The sequence below is a fragment of the Microvirga sp. M2 genome (genome assembly GCF_047497095.1).
Taxonomy (GTDB): domain Bacteria; phylum Pseudomonadota; class Alphaproteobacteria; order Rhizobiales; family Beijerinckiaceae; genus Microvirga.
Map to the genome: position 1 here is coordinate 854193 of NZ_CP134064.1, position 26219 is coordinate 880411.

At 66.1% G+C, this 26219-nt stretch carries 27 protein-coding genes; 13 read left to right on the forward strand and 14 right to left on the reverse strand.

Annotated features, from left to right (window positions below; translation table 11 throughout):
- A complete protein-coding gene (locus RE429_RS23520; RefSeq protein WP_414475755.1) occupies window positions 1-1407 on the forward strand; it encodes a hypothetical protein in 1407 nt (468 codons plus the stop codon).
- 21 nt (window positions 1408-1428) lie between these two features.
- On the opposite strand, the gene RE429_RS23525 is transcribed toward RE429_RS23520, so the two are convergent.
- From RE429_RS23525 to RE429_RS23550, 6 genes are all read right to left on the reverse strand, one after another.
- Window positions 1429-2181 (reverse strand): class I SAM-dependent methyltransferase, encoded by a 753-nt coding sequence (locus RE429_RS23525; RefSeq protein WP_414475756.1) that lies wholly within the window; start codon window positions 2179-2181, stop codon window positions 1429-1431.
- Window positions 2182-2214: 33 nt separating this feature from the next.
- Window positions 2215-3333 carry an NAD-dependent epimerase/dehydratase family protein gene (locus RE429_RS23530; protein ID WP_414475898.1) on the reverse strand — a complete coding sequence of 373 codons (1119 nt, stop codon included), beginning with the start codon at window positions 3331-3333 and terminating at the stop codon, window positions 2215-2217.
- 65 nt (window positions 3334-3398) lie between these two features.
- The gene (locus tag RE429_RS23535; RefSeq protein WP_414475757.1) at window positions 3399-4766 is read right to left on the reverse strand and encodes a nucleotide sugar dehydrogenase; all 1368 of its coding nucleotides are present in this window, start codon (window positions 4764-4766) and stop codon (window positions 3399-3401) included.
- A gap of 131 nt (window positions 4767-4897) precedes the next feature.
- Window positions 4898-5458, reverse strand: coding sequence for a biotin transporter BioY (locus RE429_RS23540; protein ID WP_414475758.1), 561 nt, complete (start codon window positions 5456-5458; stop codon window positions 4898-4900).
- On the reverse strand, window positions 5455-6087 hold the full coding sequence (locus tag RE429_RS23545; protein ID WP_414475759.1) for an energy-coupling factor transporter transmembrane component T family protein: 633 nt from the start codon (window positions 6085-6087) through the stop codon (window positions 5455-5457). Before RE429_RS23545 ends, RE429_RS23540 begins: the two co-directional genes overlap by 4 nt.
- Window positions 6084-6794 (reverse strand): energy-coupling factor ABC transporter ATP-binding protein, encoded by a 711-nt coding sequence (locus RE429_RS23550; protein WP_414475760.1) that lies wholly within the window; start codon window positions 6792-6794, stop codon window positions 6084-6086. The genes RE429_RS23545 and RE429_RS23550 overlap by 4 nt, the downstream gene beginning before the upstream one ends.
- 269 nt (window positions 6795-7063) lie before the next feature.
- Between RE429_RS23550 and RE429_RS23555 the strand changes: the two genes are divergently transcribed.
- The 3 genes from RE429_RS23555 (at window position 7064) to RE429_RS23565 (ending at window position 11497) form a co-directional block, all read left to right on the forward strand.
- Window positions 7064-8041, forward strand: a complete 978-nt coding sequence (locus RE429_RS23555) for a TAXI family TRAP transporter solute-binding subunit (RefSeq protein WP_414475761.1) — start codon at window positions 7064-7066, stop codon at window positions 8039-8041.
- A gap of 288 nt (window positions 8042-8329) precedes the next feature.
- Window positions 8330-10501 carry a TRAP transporter permease gene (locus RE429_RS23560; protein ID WP_414475762.1) on the forward strand — a complete coding sequence of 724 codons (2172 nt, stop codon included), beginning with the start codon at window positions 8330-8332 and terminating at the stop codon, window positions 10499-10501.
- A gap of 78 nt (window positions 10502-10579) precedes the next feature.
- Window positions 10580-11497: a hypothetical protein gene (locus RE429_RS23565; RefSeq protein ID WP_414475763.1), complete on the forward strand. Its 918-nt coding sequence runs from the start codon at window positions 10580-10582 to the stop codon at window positions 11495-11497.
- A gap of 135 nt (window positions 11498-11632) precedes the next feature.
- On the opposite strand, the gene RE429_RS23570 is transcribed toward RE429_RS23565, so the two are convergent.
- From RE429_RS23570 to RE429_RS23585, 4 genes are all read right to left on the reverse strand, one after another.
- Window positions 11633-12139 carry a single-stranded DNA-binding protein gene (locus RE429_RS23570; protein WP_370433942.1) on the reverse strand — a complete coding sequence of 169 codons (507 nt, stop codon included), beginning with the start codon at window positions 12137-12139 and terminating at the stop codon, window positions 11633-11635.
- A gap of 369 nt (window positions 12140-12508) precedes the next feature.
- A complete protein-coding gene (locus RE429_RS23575) occupies window positions 12509-12784 on the reverse strand; it encodes a hypothetical protein (RefSeq protein ID WP_370433943.1) in 276 nt (91 codons plus the stop codon).
- Between the two features lie 32 nt (window positions 12785-12816).
- On the reverse strand, window positions 12817-13200 hold the full coding sequence (locus RE429_RS23580; protein WP_414475764.1) for a hypothetical protein: 384 nt from the start codon (window positions 13198-13200) through the stop codon (window positions 12817-12819).
- Between the two features lie 35 nt (window positions 13201-13235).
- Window positions 13236-13856, reverse strand: coding sequence for a hypothetical protein (locus tag RE429_RS23585; RefSeq protein WP_414475765.1), 621 nt, complete (start codon window positions 13854-13856; stop codon window positions 13236-13238).
- Between the two features lie 372 nt (window positions 13857-14228).
- Between RE429_RS23585 and RE429_RS23590 the strand changes: the two genes are divergently transcribed.
- From RE429_RS23590 to RE429_RS23600, 3 genes are read left to right on the forward strand one after another with little or no spacing between them, the layout of a single operon-like run.
- Window positions 14229-14525 carry a hypothetical protein gene (locus tag RE429_RS23590; RefSeq protein WP_414475766.1) on the forward strand — a complete coding sequence of 99 codons (297 nt, stop codon included), beginning with the start codon at window positions 14229-14231 and terminating at the stop codon, window positions 14523-14525.
- Entirely contained in the window at window positions 14525-16354 is a 1830-nt protein-coding gene (locus RE429_RS23595) for an AAA family ATPase (protein ID WP_414475767.1), read from the forward strand. The genes RE429_RS23590 and RE429_RS23595 overlap by 1 nt, the downstream gene beginning before the upstream one ends.
- On the forward strand, window positions 16351-17349 hold the full coding sequence (locus tag RE429_RS23600; protein ID WP_414475768.1) for a metallophosphoesterase: 999 nt from the start codon (window positions 16351-16353) through the stop codon (window positions 17347-17349). Before RE429_RS23595 ends, RE429_RS23600 begins: the two co-directional genes overlap by 4 nt.
- On the opposite strand, the gene RE429_RS23605 is transcribed toward RE429_RS23600, so the two are convergent.
- Complete coding sequence (locus RE429_RS23605; RefSeq protein WP_414475769.1) at window positions 17346-17996, reverse strand: hypothetical protein; 651 nt, start codon at window positions 17994-17996, stop codon at window positions 17346-17348. The two genes, RE429_RS23600 and RE429_RS23605, sit on opposite strands and share 4 nt — an antisense overlap.
- 361 nt (window positions 17997-18357) lie before the next feature.
- On the opposite strand from RE429_RS23605, the gene RE429_RS23610 reads away from it, so the two are divergent.
- From RE429_RS23610 to RE429_RS23625, 4 genes are all read left to right on the forward strand, one after another.
- The gene (locus RE429_RS23610; protein WP_414475770.1) at window positions 18358-19026 is read left to right on the forward strand and encodes a trna delta -isopentenylpyrophosphate transferase; all 669 of its coding nucleotides are present in this window, start codon (window positions 18358-18360) and stop codon (window positions 19024-19026) included.
- 97 nt (window positions 19027-19123) lie between these two features.
- Window positions 19124-19291, forward strand: a complete 168-nt coding sequence (locus RE429_RS23615; RefSeq protein WP_414475771.1) for a hypothetical protein — start codon at window positions 19124-19126, stop codon at window positions 19289-19291.
- 267 nt (window positions 19292-19558) lie between these two features.
- Window positions 19559-20440, forward strand: a complete 882-nt coding sequence (locus tag RE429_RS23620) for a transporter substrate-binding domain-containing protein (RefSeq protein ID WP_414475772.1) — start codon at window positions 19559-19561, stop codon at window positions 20438-20440.
- A gap of 124 nt (window positions 20441-20564) precedes the next feature.
- Window positions 20565-22286, forward strand: coding sequence for a lysine--tRNA ligase (locus RE429_RS23625; RefSeq protein WP_414475773.1), 1722 nt, complete (start codon window positions 20565-20567; stop codon window positions 22284-22286).
- Between the two features lie 64 nt (window positions 22287-22350).
- Here RE429_RS23625 and RE429_RS23630 read toward each other — a convergent pair whose 3' ends face one another.
- Window positions 22351-22983, reverse strand: coding sequence for a S24 family peptidase (locus RE429_RS23630; RefSeq protein ID WP_414475774.1), 633 nt, complete (start codon window positions 22981-22983; stop codon window positions 22351-22353).
- A gap of 158 nt (window positions 22984-23141) precedes the next feature.
- Here RE429_RS23630 and RE429_RS23635 point away from each other — a divergent pair, with 158 nt between their 5' ends.
- Together RE429_RS23635 and RE429_RS23640 are read left to right on the forward strand one after the other, a co-directional pair.
- Window positions 23142-23486, forward strand: a complete 345-nt coding sequence (locus tag RE429_RS23635) for a DUF952 domain-containing protein (RefSeq protein ID WP_414475775.1) — start codon at window positions 23142-23144, stop codon at window positions 23484-23486.
- Entirely contained in the window at window positions 23483-24568 is a 1086-nt protein-coding gene (locus RE429_RS23640; protein ID WP_414475776.1) for a quinone-dependent dihydroorotate dehydrogenase, read from the forward strand. The genes RE429_RS23635 and RE429_RS23640 overlap by 4 nt, the downstream gene beginning before the upstream one ends.
- A 6-nt stretch (window positions 24569-24574) precedes the next feature.
- On the opposite strand, the gene RE429_RS23645 is transcribed toward RE429_RS23640, so the two are convergent.
- Window positions 24575-25912 (reverse strand): MATE family efflux transporter, encoded by a 1338-nt coding sequence (locus RE429_RS23645; RefSeq protein WP_414475777.1) that lies wholly within the window; start codon window positions 25910-25912, stop codon window positions 24575-24577.
- A gap of 16 nt (window positions 25913-25928) precedes the next feature.
- Window positions 25929-26189 (reverse strand): DUF6460 domain-containing protein, encoded by a 261-nt coding sequence (locus RE429_RS23650; protein WP_414475778.1) that lies wholly within the window; start codon window positions 26187-26189, stop codon window positions 25929-25931.
- Between the last annotated feature and the right edge of the window lie 30 nt (window positions 26190-26219).

Genomic DNA, 26219 nt, shown 5'->3' on the forward strand with positions numbered 1-26219 from the left:
ATGCATTCGGTGACGAGGACGCAAGGAGGACGGCCGGACGGAACGGCGCCTCCCTTCGCCGACAGGCCGGCGGGAGCGGACGGGCCCAAGCGCGCGACGCGCATCCTTCGCGATCTCGTGCAGGGCGCATGGCGGCGTCGCCTTCTGATCCTGCTTCCCGTGCTCCTGATGATGCCCGTCGGCATCGCGGCGGCCTTCGTCCTGCCCAAAGCCTATATGGCGAGGTCCCTCATGCAGCTGCAGGAGGCCGGGCGCGACAACCCGTTCTCCCGTGAAGGAGATGCGGGCGGCGTCTATCGCGTTCAGGAGCGCTTCGAGGGGCTGCGGGCGCTCTTCTTGAGCGACAGCGTTCTGGCCAGGGCCATCGGCGAGGGCGAAGACGGCCTTCCGCCAGCCGTGAGAGAGGAGAGGATCGGCGAGCTGCGCCAGGCGCTGTCGCTCGATCTCATCGGAGGCGATTTCATCGAGGTGAAGCTCGCCGGCGCGACGCCCGAGGGCCTCGGCAAGACGCTGGAAGCGGTCATGGCGAGCTTCCTGGAGGCGCTCGTTCCCGAGCAGGGCGGTGCGACGGCCGCGCAGCTCATGGTGAGTGCGCGCCGCCAGGAGCTCGATGCCTTGCTGCGGGCGAAGGAAGCGGCGCAGCGTGAGCTCGCGGGCCTCCTTCCGGGCGGCTCGGAGGATGCGGCGCATCAGCTCGCCGCGATCGAGGCCGACCGGCGCGACAAGGGCGATCTGCTCAACCGGACCGAAACGGAGATCGCCCGCCGGCGCAGCGCTCTCGGCAACCCGAGCGACGAGCAGCTGGAAAAGGACATCGCGGCTTTGCCCGCGGATGGGACCGCGCAGGACGCCCCGCCGGCCGGAACGGGACGGCAGGACGACGAGCGGATCCAGAACCTGCTCGCCCTCAGGTCGCTGCTCTCTCTCCGGCAAAGCCTCGCGTCCCAGACGCAGGGGCTTGGATCCAATGCCTCGGCGCTCAGCGAGCGGATGACGCGATCCCGTGAGCTCCAGGAGCGCATCGCCACGCTGGACAAGGTGATCGCGGTCGCGCGGGAGACCTATGAGAACTACCGGAACCGCTTCTCGGGCACGAATGCCGTGCGCAGCGTCGGCATTCTCAAGGCGCCGGAGCTGATCCGGATCGTCGATCCGCCGCGCGATCCGTCGAGCGCCAGCCGCTCGCGTTTCGTCTACGTGCTCTCGGGCATCACCGCGGGCGGGCTGATCGGCCTCGGTCTCGCCTTCGTGGCCGAAAGGCTCGACCAGCGCATCCGGCACGCGGACGAGGCGTCGGAAGCGACGGGCCTTCCTGTTCTGGCCGTGGTGCCCGACAGGGACGAGAGGATCGGCCGGGGCGACGGCAGGGCCGGACAGCCGCGGCGCTCGTCCGCGGCCGCAGGCTGACCCGGCAAAGCCCGGCCCGTTTCATTCGGCTGGGCGGCGAAGGGCGCAGATGAGCGTCTGCCCGTGCGATGCGAGGTGCGGACGCCGCATCACTTGCCGCAGATAGAGCAGTTCGATGACGGCAAGCGGCGGGACGAGGGAGAAGACGGGCGTCGATGCCGTGAACCTGATCGACACGACGTCGAGCCCCGCCCGATCGGCGATGGACCTGACCCCGTCGGCGGTGTTGGCGCGATAATGCGTCGGATAGACGTCCTCCTCCTGCCGTCCTTCGAGCACGCGCGCCAGGGACTTCTTCATGCGGTCGGGGAGAAGCCTCGCGATCCGGATCACATAGCTCTTCAGGTTCGGGGTGTGGAACAGAAAGACCCCGCCCGGCCGGAGGACGCGGGCGATCTCCCGGAACTGGTGCAGGGGATCGTCGAGATGCTCGATGACCATGTTGGCGGTCACCAGATCGAAGCTCCTCTCCTGGAAGGGCAGCATCCCGATATCCGCCTGGAGGACGTTGCGGATCGTCCTGTGCTTGCGCAATGCGTCGTAGTCGCGGTCGATGCCGGCCGCGAACGGCACGCGTGCGAGGAGCTCCGCCTCCGCTTCCGAACGCCATTCGGGCAGCAGACGATGCCCGCATCCGACATCGAGCCATGCCTGGGCGCGCGGGAGATGGCGGCGCAGCTCGTCCTCGTAGGAGGCTTGGGAATATTTCAGCTCGGGGACGATCCGGCGCTGCAACGCGCTGGTCGTCCGGTATAGTCTCTCCCTCACGGTCATGGAGGGCGTCTCCGGGCGCCGCCGACGCATCGGCTATGGGATTGCGGGAATGGTCGGCGCCTGCGCCGAAACCGACGGCGATGGCTCGCGGGCGAAGGCGAGATACCATTCCATCGCCGCGTCGAGACCCTCGCGCACGTCGTGGACAGGATCGTATCCGAGGAGCCGGCGGGCCTTGCCGATATCGGCCTGGGAGTGAGGGACGTCGCCGGTCCTGAACGCGCGATAAAGGGGCCTCGTCTGCCGGACCTTCACGTGCCGCGCTTCGAGAAGCTCCCGGATGAGATCGTAGAGTTCGTTCAATGTCGTTCTGCCGCCGCAGGCGACGTTGTAGACCTGACCGGCGGCATGCTCCGCCTCCGCGGTCGCCGCGAGAATATTGGCCTGGACGGCGTTCTCGACGAAGCAGAAGTCGCGGCTCGTCGCGCCGTCGCCATAGATGAAGACCTCGTCTCCACCGATCATGGCGGCGACCCATCTCGGAATCACGGCCGCATAGGCGCCCTCGGGGTCCTGGCGCTTTCCGAATACGTTGAAATAGCGAAGCCCGATTGAGCTCGTTCCGTAGGTCCGCGCGAAGACGTCGGCATAAAGCTCGTTGACGTATTTGGTGATGGCATACGGGGACAGGGGCCTGCCGATCACGTCCTCGACTTTCGGAAGGCCGGGATGATCGCCATAGGTCGAGCTGCTGGCCGCGTAGACGAAGCGCCGGACGCCGGCATCGCGCGCCGCAACGAGCATGTTGAGGAAACCGTCGATGTTGTTCGCGTTCGTAAAGAGGGGGTCCTCGATCGATCGCGGCACGCTGCCGATCGCCGCCTGATGAAGGACGTAATCGACCGCCGTAGAGGAGCGGTCGCGATCCGCCTGCACGGCTCTCCGGCAGATCTCCAGGTCGCGAATGTCGCCCTCTATGAAGCGAAACCGGCTCCACTGCTCCGGCGAGACCTGATCACGCACCTCGTTCAGGTTGCGCCGGTGCCCGGTCGCGAAATTGTCGAGGCCGACGACATGCTGGTCGAGCGCGAGGAGCGCCTCCAGGAGATTGCTTCCGATAAAGCCTGCGACCCCGGTCACGAGCCAGCGCCTCGGAGCCCTCATCAGATGCTGCCGCTCGGTCCGGTAGGCGTTCGTGCGAGAGGTGTTCATCATCGGCTCTCTGCTGTTGTTCCCGACGACGCGATTGCCTCGGGTCCGAGGCGGATCGACCGCCGTCAGACCTTGACGACGCGATCGCTCACGATGCCGGCCTTCGCGAAGACATTGCGCGTATCGACGACGAGCCGGGCATGGTCGGCAATCAGGCGGTAATCCACGCCGTCGTGGTCGGTGGCGATCAGCACGGCGTCATGGGCGCTGATTGTTTCCGGCGTCAGGGCGATGGAGCGCAGCCCTGCGAGTTCGCCATGTTGGCGGGTTTGGGGGAGCTGGGGAATGTGAGGATCGTGGTAGGCGACCTCGGCCCCGCGCGCCTCGATCAGCTCGATCAGCTTCAGGGCCGGGCTCTCGCGCAGATCGTCGACGTTCTTCTTGTACGCCACCCCGAGCACCAGAATGCGCGCCCCGGTGAGCGGCCGCCCGCTCCGGTCGACCGCCTCCGCCAGCCGCTCGACCACGTAATAGGGCATGTGCGCGTTGACCTGCCCGGCCAGCTCGATGAAGCGCGTGGTGATGTCGTATTCGCGCGCCTTCCAGGTCAGGTAGAACGGATCCACCGGAATGCAGTGCCCGCCCAGGCCCGGCCCGGGATAAAACGGCATGAACCCGAACGGCTTGGTCTTGGCTGCCTCGATCACCTCCCAGACGTCGATGCCCATCGCGGCGTAGACCACCTTGAGCTCGTTCACCAGCGCGATGTTGACCGCCCGGAAGATGTTCTCGGTCAGCTTGACCGCTTCGGCGGCGGCGGGCGAGGACACCGGCACGGTCGCGACCACGAGCGCGCCGTAGAGCGCCTCGGCCAGCGCCCGCGCGGCCGCGCCGTCGCCGCCCACCACCTTGGGGATCGCCGCGGTGGCGAAGTCGGGATTGCCGGGATCCTCGCGCTCGGGCGAGAAGGCAAGGAAGAAGTCGCGCCCGCTGTGCAGGCCGGCGCTCTCCAGGATCGGCTTGAGCACCTCGGTGGTGGTGCCGGGATAGGAGGTCGATTCGAGCACCACCAGCTGACCCGGGCGCAGCCGCGCGGCGATCGCGCGGGCGGTTTGCACCACATAGGACAGGTCGGGCTCGCGATGCTTGGTGAGCGGCGTCGGCACGCAGATGAGCAGGGCGTCGGGCTCGTCGAGGCGGTGGAAATCGGCCGTGGCGGCGAGCGCCTCGGCGGCCACGGCGGCGGCGACCGCCTCGGCCGGGATGTGGCGGATGGTGCTCTCGCCGCGGTTGAGGCGGGCGACGGTGGCGGCATTGATGTCGAAGCCCAGCACCCGGAAGCCGGCGCGCACGGCGGTGAGCGCGAGCGGCAGGCCGACATAGCCCAGCCCGATGATCCCGAGCGTCGCCCGCCGGCCGCGAAACCGCTCCGCCAGATCCGCCACATCTGGGCCCGACGGCGCATCGAGGGTCGTCCGTTCAGCCGGCATCATGGTCTCCGACGAAGCCTGTGGAGGCCTCTCTCGCCGGTACCTAGATCAGACGCCCGAGGGCCAAATCCCCCGTAATCTCCGCCGATGTAACAACTTCGGGGTAGGCTTGCAGCGCCGCACCCGGCCCCGGATCACGGGGACGAGACGGCTCGGCCGATGCGGATGTTCGCCGGCGTTGCGGCCGTGACGACGCCCGTCGCGACGGCTTTGACGATATCGCCCGGAAGGAAGACGAGGCTTGCGACGGCGGCTTGCGTCAGGGGCATTCCCGAGATCAGCGACAGGCTCGGGATCCCGAAGGCATAGATCACGACCACGCCGCCGATGAAGGCCGCCAAGGCGGCCGTCAGGCCGACCGGGAGGGTCCGGGGAAGCGAGCGGAAGATCACGCCCGTGACATAGGCGCCCGGAAGCCATCCGAGAAGAAAGCCGACCGTCGGGCCGACGAAAACGCCCAGGCCTCCCCGGCCGCCCGCAAGAAGAGGGGCGCCGAGAGCGACCACGAAGATGACGAGCAGAACGGCCGCCGCACCCTGCCGGGGCCCAAGGAGAACGCCCGCCAGCATGATGCCGAGCGTCTGCGCCGTGATGGGGACGCCGCCCGCGAAGGGAAGGTCGAATTTCGGCAACAGGCCGAGAGCCGCGATAATGGCGGCGAACAAGGCGATGCGAACGAGGCTGCGGGTGGTCATAGGTGCTTTCCTGGTTTCCCGTCCGGGGACGTGGATGGGTCGAAGCCTCTCGCCTCGAGGGCTTCGGCGATGTGGTCGGCCATGCGCATGGTTTCTCCGACGAACGGCGCGAGCAGCCGGATGGAGACCCGCCGGCCCGTCCTTGCGCGCCAGGCTTCCTCCCGCCGGCTCCACGCTTCCAGCAGCACCGGAACGAACCGCAGGAGAAGGGCGATGGCCAGGGCAGGGGCCCGGGGATTGACGCCCACATATGCCAGAGGCTTGAACGCCGGCGCAACCGCCGCCATCAGGTCCTGCATCGTCGTGGTGAGCGTGACGAGGTTCGCCGCCGCGACCATGAGGAGGATGCGCAGAACGGACCCAGCGGCGCTCGACCAGGTCTCCATCCAGGCCTGGATCAGCGCGATCACGATCAGAAACGGCAGCAGCGGCTTGAGCAGGGCGAGGCGGCGAAAGACGTCCCGCCCGAGGCTTGCATAGACCAGCAGCAGGGCTGTGCAGCCGAGGGCGAGCCAGCGCCAGTCGGACACGGGCAGAACGACGAGGCTTAAGGCCGTGATCGCAATGAGCTTGAGGCCCGCCGGCACACGATGCAGCCATCCGGCGCGGGAGACATAGGTGGAGATCACGGCATGACCTCCGGCTGCGCGCGCGCGGCCGCCTCATAGGCGCTCAGAACGGTTTCCGGAGGGCCATCCGCCTGGATCCGGCCGTGCTCGAGCCAGATGATGCGCTCGAACCGCGTCAGGAAATCGAAGTCATGGCTCGCCATGACCAGAGGCTGAGGCAGGGCCTCCAGCTGGTCCGCGAAGGCGAGGCGCGTGCGCAGGTCCAGGCTCGCGAAGGGCTCGTCGAGCAGGATCAGGCCGGGATCGAGGGCGATGACCGAGATCAGGCAGACCAGCTGCCTCTGCCCCTCCGACAGTTCCTGGACGCCCCGTTCCGGCCAGTCGCTCCTCCCATAGCGGGTCAGCCAGGAGAGCGCCTCGTTCCGCGCTTCCCGGCGCGTGCGTCCCTGCTCCTCGAACCCGAACGCGATTTCCTCTCCGACGGTCGGGAAGATGATCTGCCGGTCGGGATCCTGAAACAGGAAGCCGACCCGGGACGGGATCTTCTTCCGGTCGGCTTTCGTGCTGAGGCCCAATGTGGTCACGCTTCCCTTCGTGGGCTGCGCCAATCCGTGGATCAGCCGCAGCAGCGAGCTCTTTCCCGAGCCGTTCGAGCCGATCAGGCCCACCCGCCGCTCCTTCAGCGTGAGGGAGAGATCGGAGATGGCGACCCGTTCGCCGTACGCGAAGCTCACCTGGTCGAGGATGACATGAGGGGACACGGTCACGAATGAAGAGATCCTTTGGCGTCGGCTGTGCCTCCAGCCGGACGTGAATTCGATCCGTCCCCCGCGGGCATGCGATTGTGCGGGGGCCGGGACGGGTCCGGCGCGACATGCCATGCAACCGGCCGGATTGCGAGAAGCCATTTCCCTCGACCGGGCATGGACTTATCCAGAACCTTGCCGTTCTCCCCGCATGGACGGACGGGAGATATGCGTTAGAGTGACGCGGAACCGCATTGCTGCGGTTTTGCTTCATGAGGGAAAAGATGTCCATGAAACTGACCCGTCGCGATCTCGCCAAGCTCGGTCTTGGCGTCGGCGCCGCCGCCGCTCTGGGCCGCAACGCCTTTGCGCAGGCCCCCGCCTTCTTCCGGATCGGCACCGGCGGCACCGCAGGTACCTATTACCCCATCGGCGGCCTGATCGCGAATGCCGTTTCGAACCCGCCGCAGCTCGTCCTGACGGCTCAGGCCTCGAACGGATCCGTGGCCAACATCAATTCCATCATGTCGGGCGCTCTCGAATCCGGCTTCACCCAGGCCGACGTCGCCGCCTGGGCCTATGCGGGCACCGGCCTGTTCGACGGCAAGGGGAAGATGGAGGATCTGCGCCTCATCGCCACTCTCTACCCCGAGAGCATCCACCTGGTCGCCGCCAAATCCGCCAACATCAAGTCCGTGTCCGACCTGAAGGGCAAGCGCGTGTCGCTCGACGAGCCGGGCTCGGGAACCCTGGTCGACGCCCGCATCATCATGGGCGGCTGGGGAGTCAAGGAAAGCGACGTGAAGGCGGACTTCCTGAAGCCGAACCAGGCGGCCGAGCGCATGCGCGACGGCGGTCTCGATGCCTTCTTCTTCGTCGGCGGCTATCCGACCAGCGCGATCACGGAACTCGCGGCGACCGGCGGCGGCATCGACATCGTGCCCCTGACGGGCCCGGAAGCGGACGCCATCCGCAAGCAATATAGCTTCTTCGCCGCCGACGAGATCCCGGCCGGCACCTACAAGGATGTCGGCGCCGCGAAGACGCTCGCCGTCGGCGCGCAATGGGTCACGTCGGCGAAGGTGCCGGATGCGGTCGTCTACGAGATCACGAAGAGCCTCTGGAGCGACAAGACCCGCGCGGCCCTCGATGCGGGGCACGCCAAGGGCAAGATGATCCGCAAGGAGAATGCCGTGGCCGGCGCCGGCCTCCCGGTTCATGCCGGTGCGGAGCGCTTCTACAAGGAAGCCGGCCTGCTCAAGGGCTGAGGTCCTCACGGCCTGTGAAAAAGGGTCTCCCGCGCCGCGAGCCGCGGGAGATCCCGTTTCGCAGCGCTAGCGCATCGTGCGGAAAAGTGGACCCGGTTTTCCGCAAGAACGATGCGCGCTTTCCAAGACGGGAGCATCGGATTCAATCCCTAGAGTGCAAATCCACTTTCGGGTCCGATGCCCTAGCATGCCGCGGCCGGTCCGGCCGAGAGGCGCTCAAACACATCACTCAGTTCGGAAGAGCGGCGCCCGCCATGACAGGAAAGCCGCCTCCACACGGGAACCGCCATGTCCGCACCAGACACGTCCGCCCTGATCGAGAACCGCAGCCTCGAGGAAAAATTCGATCCCGAGATGCGCTTCCGTCCCCTTCTGCCGGGAACGGCCTGGCTCGTGGCGGGGCTCCTGCTCACGCTCTCGATGTTCCATTACTACACGGCGGGATTCGGCCTGCTGCGCGAGGCCACCCATCGCGGCATTCACATGGCCTTCGTGCTGGGCCTCATCTTCCTCGTATTCTCCGCCTTCAAGTCCGATCAGGACCGGGTCGTCCCGTCGAGCCTGTGGCGGCCGGGCGGCATCTCCCTCGTCGACTGGGGCCTTGCCGTCGCGGTCGCGATCGCGAGTCTTTACGTTCCGTGGATCTTCAACGAGCTCGCCTTCCGGGTCGGCAACCCTTCCACGACGGATGTCGTCATGGGAACGATCCTGATCGTACTCCTGCTCGAAGCGACGCGCCGCTCGGTCGGCTGGCCGCTCCCCGTCATCGGCATCGGCATGATGCTCTACGCCTATTTCGGGCCGTCCATGCCCGGCATCCTGCAGCATCCCGGGGCGACGTGGTCGAACATCGTCAACCACCTGTATCTCACGAGCCAGGGCATCTACGGCATCGCGCTCGGCGTGGTGGCGACCTATGTCTTCCATTACGTGCTCTTCGGCGTGCTCGCGACGCGCGTCGGGCTCGGCAAGCTCTTCATCGATCTCGCGACCTGCGTGGCGGGCCGCTATGCGGGCGGGCCCGCGAAGGTGTCGATCTTCGGATCGGCCCTGTTCGGCATGATCTCCGGTTCGTCCATCGCCAACACGGTGACGGTCGGCTCGCTGACGATCCCCGCCATGATCCGCGTCGGCTACAAGCGCCACTTCGCGGCGGCGGTCGAATCCGCGGCATCGACGGGCGGGCAGATCACGCCGCCGATCATGGGCGCGGCCGCCTTCCTCATGGTCGAGTTTCTGAACGTCTCGTATCAGACCGTCATTCTCGCGGCGCTCGTTCCCGCCTGCATGCACTTCTTCGGCGTCTTCATGCAGGTGCATCTGGAGGCGAAGCGCGCGGGCCTGCGCGGGTTGCCGGCCGAGGAGCTTCCGGTTGCCGCCAAGGTGATCCGGGAGGGCTGGCAGACGATCATGCCGCTCGCCGTTCTTCTGATGGTGCTGTTCTCGGGCTTCACGCCCTATCTCGCGGCGTTCTGGGGCATCACGGCCTGCATCGTAGTCGGGGTGAGCCGCATCCCCGCCGTGACGCTCGGCTTCCTCGCGGCCGTCGCGATCGGCATCGCAGCCGGGCTCCTGACCCAGATCGTCTTCGTCCTGCCGCTGCTGCTCCTGGTCGTGGCGCTCCTGATCTACGCCTATGTCACGAGCGACGCCGGCAAGGCGAAGGTGATCGATCTCATCGACGCCTTCGTGGTCGGCGCGAAATACGCCATCGGCGTGGGCGCCGCGGCGGCCACGGTCGGCATCATCGTGGGCATCGTGACGCTCACCGGCGTCGGCTTCAAGATCTCGTTCATCGTGACGTCGTTCGCGGCCCAGATGGCCCAGACCATGAGCGAGATCCTGCCCGTATGGTTCATGGACGTGAAGAGCATGACCCTGTTCTTCACGCTGCTGATGACGGCCGTCGTCTGCATCCTTCTCGGCTGCGGCGTTCCGACCACGGCGAACTACATCATCATGGTGACCGTGGCGGCTCCCGCACTCGGCCTGCTCGGGGTCACTCCGATCGTGGCGCATTTCTTCGTATTCTACTACGGAGTGCTCGCCGACATCACGCCGCCCGTGGCGCTCGCGGCCTATGCGGGCGCGAGCATGGCGGGGGCCGATCCGTTCAAGACCGGCAACACTGCGTTCCGTCTGGGCCTCGGCAAGGCGCTGGTGCCCTTCGTCTTCGTCTACGGCCCGGCCATGCTGCTGGTGACGCCGGACTTCACCTGGGCGAGCTTCTTCCTCGTGACCGCGGGCGCCATCGCGGGCATCCTGTGCCTGTCGGCGGCGTTCGCCGGCTACGCGCTGACGGAGATGCGGGCCTGGGAGCGCTGGCTCATCGGCATCGCGGCCCTGCCGATCATCGCGCCCGATCTGCGCACCACCCTGGTCGGCCTCGCGATCGCCACCCCGGTGCTCGCGTCCCAGCTTCTCAAGGCGCGCGCGCAGACGGCTTCCGCCCCGGCCTGACCGGCCGGGCCGGATCCATTCCGGCCATCGCCTGTTGTCCCTGCGGGGCCTTTCAAGGGTCCTCCGCAGGGACGCGCGATGGAGTTGGTATCCGCCTTTCAGGTCATCCCGGGAGAGGGCGAGCGCCCGGGCGCCTTCGCGGCGTTTCCCTATGACCGCGATCTCGTGCGCCGGTTTCGCGAGGCGTTCCCGCGGGCGCGCTGGCGTGGCGAGGAGCAGGGCTGGTTCGTGCCGGGCACCACGGCCGAGCAGCGGCTCAATGCCTGGATGGCCCAGGAGCTCGCCGACCTCGACCGTCACGCGGACGCGAAGGGGCGCGACGCCTATCTCTTCGAGCCCCTGGAAAGCCCGTATCTGAGCATCGGCGAGGATCTGAGGATCCGCACCCCTTATTCGCGGACGATCGTCGAGACGCTGCGGTCCATTCCCTGGGCGTCCTGGAATCCGGAGGACAAGGTCTGGCATGTGCCGTTCCGTTCCTACGAGGCGCTGCGGCAGAAATGGTCCGTGATCGAGGAAGCGGCCCGGCGCAACGAGCCGGCCGAGAGGCAACGGCGCCGCGAGGAGCAGAGGCGGGCCGGCGCGGCGCGGATCGACCCGGCTCAGGCGGAACGCCGCCGGAGGCGCTATCCGGTTCCGGGAGATGACCTCCCGCCCGTCGAAATGCCGCTCATGACGATTCCCTGGGGTGTCGTGGTGTTCGACGAGATCGACGATCATGTGATCGAGGAGGCGCTGGACGCGAACCTCTATCCGCACGCGGCGGCGGATCCGGGGCGCCATGTCTGGGCCCATTGGAGGATGCCCGCCCTGCAGGAGGTCTACCGGGCGCGGCCCGCCCGGGAGACGGAGGAGCGCTCCCTGCGGGAGAGCCGAGGCTGGTGGCGGCCGAGCCGGGACGAGCTCCAGGACCGGGCCCGCCGGCTGCGCCAGAGCGAACGCGCGCAGCGCGCCCGCCATGCGGGGCACAAGGATGTGCGAAGGGCCGGGGATTGACGGCCGCGACGGGAGGGGCGCGAGGACGGATGAAGAGGCCGTCGACACTCTCCGCCGTCATGCCGGGCCTGCGAGCATCGGGCAGGTTCCGCAAGAGGGATCCGCTTCTTACGTCCGATGCTCCAGGCTGTCCGATCAGAACGGAATGTCGTCGTCGAAATCGCTGCGGCGGGAACTCGCGCCTGCCGGTTCGGGCCGGCGTTCCATGGGGGAGGAACGGCCGAAATCGCCGCCGCGGCTGATCTGGCCCGGCTCCTCGTCGCCGTATTCCGACGACGCCCCGCCGCCCGAGCGCCCGTCCAGGATCGTCATCTCGCCGCGGAAGCGCTGCAGCACCACCTCGGTGGTGTACTTCTCCTGGCCCGACTGGTCGGTCCATTTGCGGGTCTGGAGCTGCCCTTCGATGTAAACCTTCGAGCCCTTCTTGAGATATTGCTCGGCCACCCGGCCCAGGTTCTCGTTGAAGATCACCACCGAGTGCCACTCGGTCTTTTCCTTGCGCTCGCCCGTGGCCTTGTCCTTCCAGGTCTCCGAGGTCGCAATGCGCAGGTTCACCACCGGCTCGCCGTTGCTCAGCCGGCGCACCTCGGGGTCGCGCCCCAGATTGCCCACCAATATCACCTTGTTCACGCTGCCTGCCATCGGGCACTCTCCTGTCCATCTCCCCCGGACGCGGTCCGGGTCTGTTGCACTCTCCTGCCCATGATGGGGCATCGCCTAATGTTCTATCTTTGTTCCGGAAGAATTGCAAGGGCGGAGACGCGGACGGGAGCGCCCTGGAGCAGGGGGCAGCGCTTCGGAAAGGGCGCGGGCCGATGGGCGCTCGAAGCCGGAACCGGTCCGGGGGACCGCCTCGGAGGTGTCGGGATCGGTACCCGGTGGCGGTGCCGAGGGCGGGGAGCCGCATCGCATTCGGGGTGACACGTCAGCGGGAATGCAGCGCTGGATGATGGGGCGAAAGCCCAGGCGGAAACGAGCCGCGATGAGTCTCGTGGCTCGTGAGAATGCGCGTTACTCGGCGGCCTGAAGGTAGACCACCTTGGATTGCTCGCTCTGAATCTCGCGGAGGGTGCGGGCCATGTAGGTCAGCTGCTCGATGGCCTTGTCGAGATCGGCCTTCGTACCTTGGCTGAGATCATACGCCTGCCGACCGCGATAGAGGCGGTTGACCTGGCTTTCCATATCGACCGCGGCTTCGCGGATGCGATGGACGAGATTATCGGCGATGACGTTCGCGTTGCCGTCGACGACGCAGAAGCCGACATCGCTTGCACGGATCTTGGACATGGGCTGAACCTCTTCTTGTTGTTGTTTCTTCTTCACGCAACGGCTCTGTCGCGCGGATCGCCGTAAAGGCCGAGGCGGCGCGCCAGGGAATGTTTCGTCACCGGCCCGATCCCGGGAAGCGTGCCCAGGAAACGCAGCTTGTCCGGACTTTCGGCGTAGGCGCGAAAGAGCCGGTCGCGGTTTTGCCAGATCCGGTCGATGGCGGCGGCCTTGGCCGGATGACGCAAGCCGGCCCGGGCGGTCGAGCCGCACGCGAGCGCACGCATGCAGCGCTCGAACGTGCGTCGGCCGACGCCGGGCGTGACGCTTGCCCGGCAGATGGTGGCGATCACGCTACCTGCGAATTCCTCCGCCGTTTCGGGCGCGGAGATATCGGGGTCCGACGCGCCGCCGAACGCAGCGCTCCAACCGGACAAGGATCTCTCATCGTGCCCTAGATCTCGCATTCACATCACCGTAGGTTCCAGGCTGCCTGAAGCAGTCGAACGAGTTTCGTTCCGGTCCTGCGGATTCGGTAAGGCGCATGCCATGCGGGGGCCGGAGCCCTTTCCATGGTGTAGCGTGCGGAACGGATACGCGTTGTCGTCGAAAAGGGGCGCGCGCCTGTCTGACCGCGCATGCGCCGGGTATCGTCGAGCTTGATATCGTCAGGTTTGCGAAAACCCGTGTCTGCCAAGGAGTTTTCGAAAGAATCCGACTCCCGGAAGATGGGAATGCGATCATCGTTTCGCAAGATCGGAGCCATCGCCGGGGCAGGAATTCGCGACCCCCGCGCGAGCTGCGGCCAGGGCGAGATTTCGCCGCGCGCGACCTTGAAGGTCTGCGCGAATTCCGGGTCCGTCTCCACGTTGTAGGCAAAGGCCGCGCGGGAGAACGCCTCGGCGAAGGGCGTCATCGCGCACCATTGCTTTTCCGCCATGTGCAGCGGCCATGCCCACAGGCCGTCCCCGCGCCGCTGGCCGAGGCTCTCGCGCTCGATGAAATAGCCGGTCGTCTTGTGCTCGAGCCCATCCTCGCTCACGAGCCATTCTTGGTTCTCGAAGATCGGGCGAACGTCCGTCATCGCGGTCATACCATCATCCTTCCGGCGCGGAGCCCTCGGCTCCAGGGGAACTCGGCTCCAGGGGCACTTGGCTCCAGGGCATCCCGGCCCCGGACGTCGCCCATGAATCACTCTCATGAATCACCTTCATCACTTGCGGGAATCAGGTTCGTGATTGATGCGCGAACAAAACAAGAACATAATACCGGCCGGTAAGGTGTCAAGCAAAGTTCGTTGTCGCGGTCTGTAATCTTGGAGTAACCGATACTATGTGGAGGTCTGGACGGCAGGATTGAAGAGATGGTCCTTAATCCGGAGCGAAATAAGGCGAAGAAATTGCGACGAAATATCGCCATCTTAAACTGAAGCCAGACCACTCACCTGCAACGGAGCCATTCTTTCATGACGAGCCGGACACGCTTGGAATCGGACAGCCTCAGGCGTCTCGAAGACCTGCGCAAAACCTTCGACAAGCTGCGGGCGGAGCGCATCCGCGCGGAAGGCGAGGTCGAGCGACTGGCGCGCGACCTCGACGACGCGAAGGCGCTCGCCAAGGCCGAGCTGGGCACCGACGACGAGGAGGAAATCCGCGGCCTCATCGAGACCGCCGAGGCGCAGAATGCGAAGCTCGTCGAGGAGTTCGGCGCGGCGCTCGGCGAAGTCGAGGCGCGTCTGCGGCAGCTCGGGGAAGAGCGCTGATGGAGCGTTCCGCCGATCACGATCTGAGCCGCGCCGAGGCGTCCCTCGCGCGGCTGGAAGGGCGGCGCGATGCGATCGCGCTGCGCCTTGCGGAGCTGACGCGCGAGATCGAGCTCGCCAAGGGACGCCTCGCGGTCAAGGACGAGGTGGAAGCCTTCATCGAGGCGGTGCACGGAAATGCCAGCCGCCGCAATCTCGCGGCTTTCGAGACGCTGCTCACCGCCCTCGTGCAGGAGGTGCTGCCGGGCGAGAAGCCCGTGGCGCTGGAGCTGTCGACCGAGCGGGGTCTCGCGTCCCTCGACATCTGCGTCCGCCGTGCGGACGGATCGCTCGAGGATGTGCTCGAGGACAATGGCGGCGCGCTGACCAATGTCGTCGGCATGGCGCTGCGGCTGATTGCCGTGGTGAAAGCGGATGTGGCGCGGTTCCTCGCGCTCGACGAGGCGGATTGCTGGATCGCGCCCGATCGCGTGTCCTCGTTCTACAAGGTTCTGGAGGACGGCGCGGCGCGTCTCGGCGTGCAGTGCTTCGCCGTATCCCATCACGATCTGTCGCAGTTCTCCGGCACGTTTCACATCGCCCGCATCGTCGGGGAGCCGGTCGGCGGCGTGAGCGTGCAATCGGCGGATTGCAGCGCGGCCTGGAACGATGCGCAGCCGGGTCTTCGCTTCATCCGCCTCGTCAATGTCCAGGCCTATCAGGACGCGACGCTTCCCTTGAGCCCCGGCGTGAACGCGCTGATCGGTCCGAACAATCGCGGCAAGTCCACCTTCATCCGCGCGCTGCGCGCCGTGTTCTACGGCGAAGCGCGCGACAGCCTCGTCCGCGCGGGCGCGAAATCCGCCATCGTCGAGATCGGCGTCGCGGGCGGGCGTCTGTTGCGCTTCACCCGTCAGCCGCGCCGTTCTCCGGTGAACGTCTGGTCCCTCCACGAGGCCGATGGATCCATCGTGGACGAGAAGGGCATGCGCTACGAGACCGGCGGGCGCAACGTGCCGGACTGGGTGGGCGATCTGATGCGCATCACCAAGGTAGAGGATCTCGACGTCCATGTCGCGCACCAGAAGTTCCCGGTGTTTCTGCTGGGCGAAAGCGCCTCGCGCCGCTCGGCCGTTCTCTCCATCGGGCAGGAGGCGAGCTATATCCGCGACATGCTGATGATCCATCGCGAGCGCTGCACCCGCGACAACGCCGTGGTCCGCACCGGCGAGCGGGAACTCGTCGCGCTGCGGGAACGGTTCGAGAGCCTCGAAGAGATCGGCGCTTTGAAAACCCGGCTGACCGTTCTTCGCGGCAAGGCTCGGGAGATCGCCTCCGTCTCGGAGGCCCTGCGGACCCGGCAGGATCACGCGGCCCGGCTTGCGGGCCTGGCGCGGCAGCTCGCCGCCGCCCGGGCGCGTCTTTCGGCGACCGACGCCCTGCCACAGGCGGAGCGTGCGGCCGAGCTGGCGCGCCGGGTCGGGCAGGCGCGCGAGCGCGAGCGCATCGGCCGCCGGGTTCTCGAACTCGGCAGGGAGCTTTCCTCGGTCGGGCAGCGCCTTCATGCGCTCCGGTCGCTGCCCGATGCGGCGCCCTCCCTCGAAGACACCTCTCAGGCGCACGCCATGGCCAAGCGCCTCGCCGATTTGCGGAGCGCCGCCCTGATCGCGAAAAGCCGCGTGGCGCAGATCGACGAGGGCCTGACATCCGTCCAGGTCGAAATGGCGGGTTTCGTCGCGGAGACCGGCGGGCTTTGTCCGACCTGCGGATCGCCCGTGAGCGCGGAGAACCTCCTGGACCACCATGCCCACTCCTCTCATTCCTCGCCGTCGGAGCGGCTGATCGCATGATCCTGTCCGGAAACCGCCTGCCGCCTCTCTCCTGCAGCGGCCTTCTCGTGATCGGCGACCCGCACGTGGGGTCGCGGCGTCCGGGACGGCGCAAGGATGCGGTCTGGCCGCAGGCCGTGCTCGCCAAGCTCGAGCGCTGCGTCGCCATCGCCAATGAGCGCGGCCTCGCGCCGGTGATCCTCGGCGACCTGTTCGACCGGCCCGTGGAGCCGGATGAGGCGCTGAAGAGCCGGCTCATCCGCACGCTCAAGAACTTTCGCCACCGTCCTCTCGTGAATGTGGGCAATCACGATATCCAGCACACGATGCTGACCGACGGCGACACGCTGGCGCTGCTCGGCCTATGCGACGTGGTGGACGTGGTCTCGGCCTCCGGTCCGGTGGCCGAGTTTCACATCGGGACGCGGCGCGTGGGCGTCGGCATGACGCCCTACGGCCAGGCGATCCCGACCGATCTGCGCGGCTCCTTCTCGGGCGTCGATCTCAACGCCTGGTTCACGCATCACGACATCGCCTTCGACGGCGGCTATCCGGGCGCGGTGCCGCCCTTCGCGGTCGAGGGCTGCGACGTGCTCGTCAACGGGCACATTCACAAGACCCAGAAGGCCGTGACGGCCGGGCGCACCCGCTGGCTCAACCCGGGCAACATCAACCGCCAGTCGGTCGATCTGGCGGACCATGTTCCCCGCGCCTGGATTCTCGACGCGGCCGGCGGGCTCGAGGCGCAGGATCTGCCGCATGAGCGGGACGTGTTCGATCTCACGGGGCGGATCGTGGAGGCGGCCGACGGCGGCATGGTGGCGCGCGAGGTGGAAAGCGCCTTCGTCACGCTGCTCCAGGCCGAATCCTCGACCGAGCTGAAACGCAGCGGCGACGGCTCCATCGTTCGCGACGAGGTCGAGGCGAAATTCGTGCAGGACGACACGCCGGACGCCGTGCGCGCGATCGTGCGCTCGCTCCTGAGCGAGGCCGTGGAACGGCACGCGGGGTCTTAAAACGCGAAGGGATCCGCAAAGGGCAGGCGCCGCCTGCGGACCGGGGTTTCGGGCAGGATCGGCCGGTTGATATCGACGGCGACGAGCCCCTCGCAGGCGAGCGCCAGGACGGCCGCGACGCCGTCCTGGGTGTTCATCACGGCGCCCGCGCAATCCACCAGCCGCATCGTGCCGGCCTCGTCGAGCAGATGCAGGACGCGGACCCGGTCTCCCGCCGTCACGGGCGTGCGCCTGCAGGCCTTGACGAGGCGCACCGTCGTGAAACGCGGCTCGGCACGGATGCTCGCGGCGGTCTCGATGGAAAAGAGGCGGCCGTCCTCGGCGACGAGCCCATGGATCGCCGCTGTCCTCAAGGGATGGGCGAGAAGGTCCTCGTCGGTCAGCACGTCGACGAGGCAGGCCTGCCCATCGCGGACGACCTCGAAATCCGCGATGTGCTCGATGGCGGAATCCCCGATCCTGAATGTGGCGGGCCCAGCCGGTGCGCGTAAGCTCTCGATCTCCGGGTCGAGCTCGCAGATCGCGAGAAAATCGGCCACGAGGCTGCTGCGCGTCAGCGGCGCCGAGGGCTTCTTGGCGGTACGGCGGGGCCCTTGACGCCGCTCCTGGCGGCGGTCGGACAGATCGAGGATCGCTGGCGCGGACATTCGGGCCTCCTGGGACGAGGTGTTTGGCAGGAGAGGGTGGGGAGCATCACGATGGAACAATTCCCGCTCGACGGATACGAACAAATAGGGAACATGGCCGCCCGTGTCAAACAGCCTGCATCCGGCAGGGACCCTTGAGGGCGATATAGGACGGTGCCACGCGCAATTGCCGTTGGGACACAATGACGCTGGGGCTAACTCACTGACGAAGATGAGCATTTAAGTGTACTTCGCGGCCGGTCCGGTAGACCTCGAGAGCAGAATTTGCTATAGAACAAACAAAGAACGCGCAGGCCCTTTCGAAGAGGCCGCCGGAGAGCGCGGGACCGATTTTTTGCGGGCAGTGAGAGATAGGATCGAGATGAATACAGCAGACAAGAAAATCGCCGAGGTGCTCGCAAAATTCGATGAGCCGATCGCCGGCAATGTCTGGCGCGTCCAGGGTACGGCGGTCATCTATCACAAGACGCTCGAGCGCATCGCCGCCCAGGCCAAGATCAGCTTCGACGAACCGAAGATCATCCGGGCCGAACGCGACGAGGCGGTCATTCAGGTGACGGGCCGCATGGCCGAGCGCGTGGAATGGTCGATCGGCGAGGCACTGGTAGGGGTGAATTATCGCGTGTCGGGCAAGCAGGCGGCCTATGTCTATGCCATGGCCGAGAAGCGCGCGAAGGACCGCGTCATCCTCAAGCTCATCGAGCTCCACGGCTTCGTCTATTCCGAGGAAGAAGCCGACGAGTTCAAGCAGAGCCGTCCCGGCCCTGCCGAGCAGCCCGCGGAAGTCGAGCACGCCGAGCCCGAGAAGACGAAGGTCGAGGTGACGGCCGACGGCCGCAGCGAAGACGAATTGAAGCAGAAGATCAAGAAGGCCAAGACCATCAACGCCGTCACGGACCTCATGCTTCATGCCGACACGCAGAAGCTGCTCTCCGCAATGCCGGAAGGCATCCGCGACGAGATCCGCGATTTCGCCAAGGCGCGTCTCGTGGAACTCGGCTGGCCGACCAAGAAGGCCGCGGCCGCCTGATCGTCTTCCCCTCAAGACGAGGCGGCATCGGCCGCCTCGTCTTTTATGTGAATTCTTCCTATCATGCGCCGTCCCGGCATGAGAGGACGGAGCCTGAATGAATATCGGCACAGAACACACCACCCCCTCCGAGCGGCGCACCGGCCTTGCGCTCGTTGCGGCCGCGATCCTGTGCCTCACGGCATCGGGCGGACTGCTCTGGTGGCATTATGGCGGCGTCATCTTCAACGACATGGTTTCGGCCGCACTGGCCTGGTGTTTCTGAAGCGCGCCGGAGCGTGACGTTAGGGCAAGGCCGTAGGAAAGGAGCCGCCACAGGGGTGCTCGGCGCGTCTTCGCCGGTCGAGGAGAATGCCGCGTCGCGCAGGGTATCCGGCCGTACGCCGTGATGCGCCGGAAAGCCGATCTCGATCGGAAGCGCGGTTGACTGTCGGGCTTGCTCCGCTAGACCCATGCCTCATGCGTCCGGCCCGCTCCCGGGACGAGTGTGTGGAACATGCAGGGCAACCGACAAGAGAGTATCGTCTTCAAGATGAGTTATATTGTGTCATCGGTCGCCTGCTTTGCGCGCAAGATCAAGCCTTCCGCGGCAGCATGGGGGGCTCTTATCCTTCTGGCCTTGAGCGGCGCGGTTCAGGCCCAAGCGGTCATGGTGCCGAATTTCTGGGACCCGAAGGCGCAGCTCGAGCGTCCCGAGATCCCCGCGACGCGCACGATCCGCTTCCTTGTCGACGACGATTTTCCACCCCTGCATTTCCCCGGCCTCGACGGCACGCCGACGGGCTTTTCGGTCGAGCTCGCCCGGGCGGCCTGCGAGAGGCTGGGCCTGACCTGCACCGTCCAGGTCCGCCGCTTCGACACTCTTCTCGATACCCTGGCCGAGAAACAGGGCGACGTGGTCGCTGCAGCCATCCCGGTCACCGCGGACCTGCGCCGGCGTTTTGCGGTCACGGCCCCCTATTTCAAGATCCCCGCACGGCTCGTCACGAAGTCCGCCCCGATCAAGGATCTCCCGGCATTCTCGCCCAAGGCCCTCCAGGGCAAGACCATCGGCCTGGTCGAAGGCACGGCGCATGAGGCTTTCGCCAAGTCCTTCATGCGGACTTCCGTCCTCAAGCCCTATCCGGAGCTTTCCGCCGCCGAGGCGGAGCTCAAGGCCGGCGCGGTCGATTATGTCTTTGCGGACGGGCTCAGCCTGGCCCTCTGGATCGGCGGCGAGGATGCGGCCGGATGCTGCGCCTTTGCAGGCGGGCCCTATCTCGAGAGCCGGTTCTTTGGGGAAGGGATCGGTTTCGTGTTGCGCGACGAGGACGAGAATTTGCGCCGCGCGCTGGACTATGCCCTGCAGCAACTCTGGAAAGAGGGCAAATACGCCGAGCTGTACCTGAGGTTCTTCCCCGTCAGCCCGTTTTGAGGACCCGGCAGCCTCGATTCAGAGCCCCGCCGTGGCGCAAACCGCGTCAAGCCGCATTGACCCATGAGAGGCTCGCCCCTAGTGTGCCGCGCTTCCGGAAGCATTTTCCCCGAAGCACAGGACCATGTCTCGACCCATTATTCTCGACCCCGCCCTTGTTGAAGCCGCTCAGACCGCGACCGCCTGGCCTTTCGAGGAGGCCCGCAAGCTCGTGGAGCGTCTCAAACGGACGGGCAAGAAGGAGGCTCTGTTCGAGACCGGCTACGGCCCCTCCGGCCTGCCCCACATCGGCACCTTCGGCGAAGTGGCCCGCACCAGCATGGTGCGCCATGCCTTCCGGGTGCTGACGGGGGATTCCATTCCCACCCATCTGGTCGCGTTCTCGGACGATATGGACGGCCTGCGCAAGGTTCCGGACAACATTCCGAACAAGGAGCTGGTGGCCTCCGCTCTTGGAAAGCCCCTGACGCAGGTGCCGGATCCGTTCGGCACGCATGAGAGCTTCGCTCACCACAACAATGCGCGCCTGCGCGAATTCCTCGATGCCTTCGGCTTCGACTACGAATTCAAGTCGGCGACCGAATGCTACAGGTCGGGCGTTTTCGACAAGGCGCTGCTGACGGTGCTCGAGCGCTACGACGCCGTGATGGCGATCATGCTGCCGTCGCTGCGGGAGGAGCGTCAGCAGTCCTACTCGCCGTTCCTGCCGATCCACCCGAAGACCGGAATCGTGATGCAGGTGGCGATCGACGAGCGCAAGCTCGACGCCGGAACCATCGTCTGGCGCGACCCGGAAACGGGCGAGCGTTTCGAGACGCCAGTCACCGGCGGACATGCCAAGCTGCAATGGAAGCCCGATTGGGCCATGCGCTGGGTGGCGCTTGGCGTCGATTACGAGATGGCCGGCAAGGATCTCATCGACAGCGTGAAGCTCTCGGGAGAGATCGCCAAGGCGCTCGGCGGCCTGCCGCCGGAGGGCTTCAATTACGAGCTCTTCCTCGACGAGAAGGGCCAGAAGATCTCGAAGTCCAAGGGCAATGGCCTCACGATCGACGAGTGGCTGACCTATGGTACGCCGGACAGTCTCGCGCTCTTCATGTTCAACAAGCCGCGCGAGGCGAAGAAGCTCTATTTCGACGTCATCCCGCGCCAGGTGGACGATTACCTGACCTTCCTGGAGAAGTATCCGGGCCAGGATGCGAGGGCGCGCCTGATGAATCCGGTCTGGCACCTCCATGCGGGCGAGCCGCCTGCGCCGGAGCTCGTTTCGTCCGGCGCAGGCAATCAGCCCGGCACGACGATCTCGTTCTCCATGCTTCTCAACCTCGTGGCCGTTGCGAATTCGGAGGACCCGTCTGTGCTCTGGGGCTTCATTCGCCGCTATGCGCCCGGCGTGTCACCCGAGACGCATCCGCGCCTCGACAGCCTCGTGAAGCGCGCCGTGCGCTATTTCGAGGATTTCGTGAAGCCGCAGAAGACCTATCGTCTGGCGGACGACGTGGAAGCCGCCTCGCTCCAGCGGCTGAGCGACGTGCTGGCCTCGTTCGAAGGCGGCGAGCGCCCTGCCACCGCAGAGGCGATTCAGGAGGAGATCTACAACGTCGGCCGTGCGGAGCCGCGCTATCAGGATCTCAAGGCCAAAGGCGCGACGCCCGAGCGCCCGGGCGTTTCCATCGAGTGGTTCAATACGATCTACCAGGTGCTGCTCGGCGAACCCCGCGGTCCCCGCTTCGGTTCGTTCGTGGCACTCTATGGAGTGAAGGAAACGCGCGCGCTCATCGCGAAGGCGCTGGCCGGAGAGCTCGTGCGCGAGCACGAGGCATTCCTGAACTCGCGCGCGGCCTGAGGCATCGATCCCACGCGCGACCGCGACATGCGCTTGCGGGCTCGATCGGAGACGTGATCGAGCCCTATTGCCGGGCCCACATGATACGGGCGATCCAGGCGACTTCCTCGGCGGGAATCGCCCGGCCTTCGCTCTCCTTGGTGAGGGTCGACAGTTCCAGAGTCTTGGCGGAACGGCGCCTCAGTTCCTGGGCGAGAATCTCGCCCGCAGTGGTGCAGACGACCACGCGGTCGCCCTTGCGCGGACTTGCGGTCGGCGACACGATGAGCACGTCCCCATCCCGATAGAGGGGGGCCATCGCGTCACCCGTCACCTCGAGGGCAAAGACCTTTTCCTGTCCGAAATCGGGAAACTCGATTTCGTCCCAACCCGGGCCGCCCGCCGGAAGGCCCTCCTCGGTGAGGATCTTGCCGGAACTGGCCTGCGCCATGCCGATCATCGGAATCATGGAGCGACGCAACGAACCCGAGGGCTCGACGAGGCGCAGGAAATCCTCAAGCGTGGCCCCCGTGGCGCGAAGGATCTTCGAGATGGATTCCGTCGAGGGCCAGCGCTCCCGGCCTTCGGGACTTACGCGCTTCGATTTGTTGAAACTGGTGGCGTCGAGACCGGCTTTACGAGCCAGCCCGGACGCGGTCATTCCGTGACGGGCAGCGAGTGCATCGATAGCAGCCCAAACGCGCTCGTGAGATAACATTTTAGGAACCTTCGCAAAGGAGCGAAAAATAAAACTGAAAGCGAACTTATGCCTAGGAATTAAGGTTGTTCTGTGGCTCTTGCAACCTGAGAAAAATCGCCGAGACACCATGCCTAGTAAGGGTTGCTCCATAAGCGGTGCCGAGTAGTAGGGATTCCATGCACATCATTTATAAAATTTGTCCGGAAAGCCTTTGGCGCGAGGCGGAAACCGCCCATTCCTTTGACGGAGCCCCTATAGATATACAGGATGGATACCTCCATTTTTCCACGGCAGGGCAAGTGCGGGAAACTGCGGATAGGCACTTCGCGGGACTGCGCGATCTTCTGCTGATCGCAATCGATGCCGACAAGCTCGGTTCGGCTCTGCGATACGAACCGTCACGGGGAGGCGATCTCTTTCCCCATCTTTATGAGCCGCTTGCATTGTCCGCGGTCCTGTGGGTAAAGCCCCTGCCGATCGGTCAAGACGGCCGCCATGTATTCCCGGACCTCGATTCATGATCGGCGCGCTTTTCTCCCTGGCAAGACCCGCACTGCACTCACTCGACGCGGAAACGGCGCATCAGCTGACGATCCGCAGTCTGGCTCTCATGCCGGCGGCCCCCGCGTCGAAGGACGATGCCCGTTTGGCCATCGACGTTTTCGGACGTCATTTTCCCAATCCGGTCGGGCTTGCAGCAGGCTTCGACAAGCAATGCGAGGTGCCGGATCAGCTTCTATCCCTGGGCTTCGGTTTCGTGGAGCTCGGTGGTGTCGTGCCGAAGCCTCAGCAAGGCAATCCGCGCCCGCGCGTGTTCCGGCTGACGCGGGACGAGGCCGTCATCAACCGCTTCGGGCTCAACAGCGAAGGGGTGGAGGCCGCACGCGAACGTCTCGCCCGTCGTTTCGGGCGCCCCGGCGTGGTGGGCGTGAATATCGGGGCGAACAAGGATTCCAACGATCGCATTTCCGATTACGTCACCTGCATCCGGGCGCTGAGCGGGCTCGTCGATTTTCTCACGATCAACGTATCCTCGCCCAACACGCCGGGCCTTCGCGACCTGCAAGGGGAGGCGTTCCTTGACGATCTGCTGGCCCGTTGCATCGACGCGCGCAATCAGACCGATGAAGGGCGCAGGAAAACGACGATCCTCCTGAAGATTGCGCCGGACATCTCGCTCGAGACACTCGATGCCATCGTGGCGACGGCCCTGAGGCGCGGGGTCGATGGGCTCACCGTCTCCAACACCACGGTTGCGCGGCCCGAGACCTTGAGGGAGAAGGCATTGGCCGCAGAGACCGGCGGCCTGTCCGGCAAGCCGCTCTTCGTGCCATCCACCAGGATCCTGGCGGAGACCTTCCTGCGCGTCGAGCGGAAGATCCCGCTGGTCGGAGTCGGGGGCGTGGATTCGGCGGAGGCCGCCTGGGCCAAGATCCGTGCGGGCGCGAGCCTCGTGCAGCTGTACTCGGCGATGGTCTACAAAGGTCCGGGCCTGATCGGCGACATCAAGCGCGGGCTCGTGCAGAAGCTCGACCAGGAAAAGACATCGCTGGCGCAGGCTGTCGGCCGCGATGCATCGGCCATCGCGCTGGGACGGTTCTGAGCGAGCTTACGGGAGACTGGCGAAGGTCTGCCTCGCCAGTCTCGGGTAAAGCAGGGCCTGGCCGATCCCGCGTGCGCCGAGGAACAGGAGCAGCGCGATCCACAATCCGGCATTGCCGATGCTTCCCAGCGCAAGCAGGACGGCCCCATAGATGGCGAACGCCATCACCATGAGGTTGCGCATCGCCTTGGTCCAGGTCGCTCCGGTATAGATGCCGTCGAAGGCGAATGCGGCGGCGCCGGCCAAAGGCGACAGCGCCGCGAAGACCAGATAGTCGCGGGCATAGGCGCGGACGTCCGGATTGGTCGACACGAAATCGATGAACGATCCGCCGCCGATCAGGAAGATCGCCGAAACGGCAAGGCCGAACCCGAGGCTCCAGCCGAGGCTGAGATGGATGGCGCGCCTGAAGCCGCGCTCGTCGCGGGCGCCGATGCTCTGGCCGCAGAGGGTCTCGGCGGCGGTCGCGAAGCCGTCGAGAAAGTACCCGCCGATCAGGAACATGTTGTAGAGCACCGCATTCGCGGCAAGCGTCACGTCGCCTGCGCGGGCGCCCAGGGCGCTGAAGATCGAGAAGGCCAGGATCAGCGCCACGTTCCGGACCATGATGTCCCGGTTCATGGCGAGCGTCTGCAGGATGGCCGCCCGGTGCAGCACTTCCGCCCATGTCACGGCGAGCGGGTTCGAGCCGAGGCGGCGCAGCACCAGGATGCCGAGGCCGACACCCAGCGCCTCCGCGATGGCCGTCCCGATGGCTGCCCCTGCGATGCCGAGATGAAAGATCAGCACCAGGCCGGCCGTCAGAACGACGTTGGCGATGTTGATCGCGACCTGCAGGAGCAGGCCGAGATCCGTCCGGCCGCGCCCGAGGGTCGAACCGAGGATCACATAATTCGCCAACGTGAACGGCGCCGCCCAGATGCGGATGAAGAAATAGGTCGAGAGGGCGCCGGTGACCGCTTCGCTCGCGCCGGCGAAGGAAAATGCGACGGTCGCGATGGGCCATTGCAGAAGGATCAGCAGGAGGCCCGTGATCCCCGCCACGAGGAAGGCGCGCGCGAGCGCGAGGTCGACCTCGTGCCGGTTCCCCGCGCCGGTCGCCTGCGCGGTCAGGCCCGCGGTTGCCATGCGAAGGGAGCCGAAACTCCAGAATACGAAATCGAAGATCACGGCTCCCAAGGCGACCGCGCCGAGGAGATGGGCTTCGCCGAGGCGCCCGATCACCGTCGCGTCGACGAGCCCCAGGAGGGGCGTCGTCACGTGCGACAGGGTCATCGGAAGCGCGAGGGTGAGGATGCGCCGGTGGGAGACTTCCGGGCGACGAAGTTTCAGGGAGCCATCCATGGGCTGGGATGTCCGATTAACGTTGGCCGAAGATCCGGGTCAGGAGCCAGAGCGGCACCACGATGACGGCTCCGTAGACGGCCCAGAGGCCGACCTCCTTCACCGTGTCCAGGCTCAGGTCGAGGACGGAACTGATCCAGTCGAACAATCCTTGGATCAGCCCGATCGGCGTGATGTCGAGAAAATGCATGAAGGCGCCGACGAGAAGCGACAGGAAAATGAGCTTGGCCAGCACGGAGCCGGGCGAGCCGCCGAGAAACCGGGTCAGGTTGGACATGTCGTCTAATCTCGTCAGAAAGCGTCACTG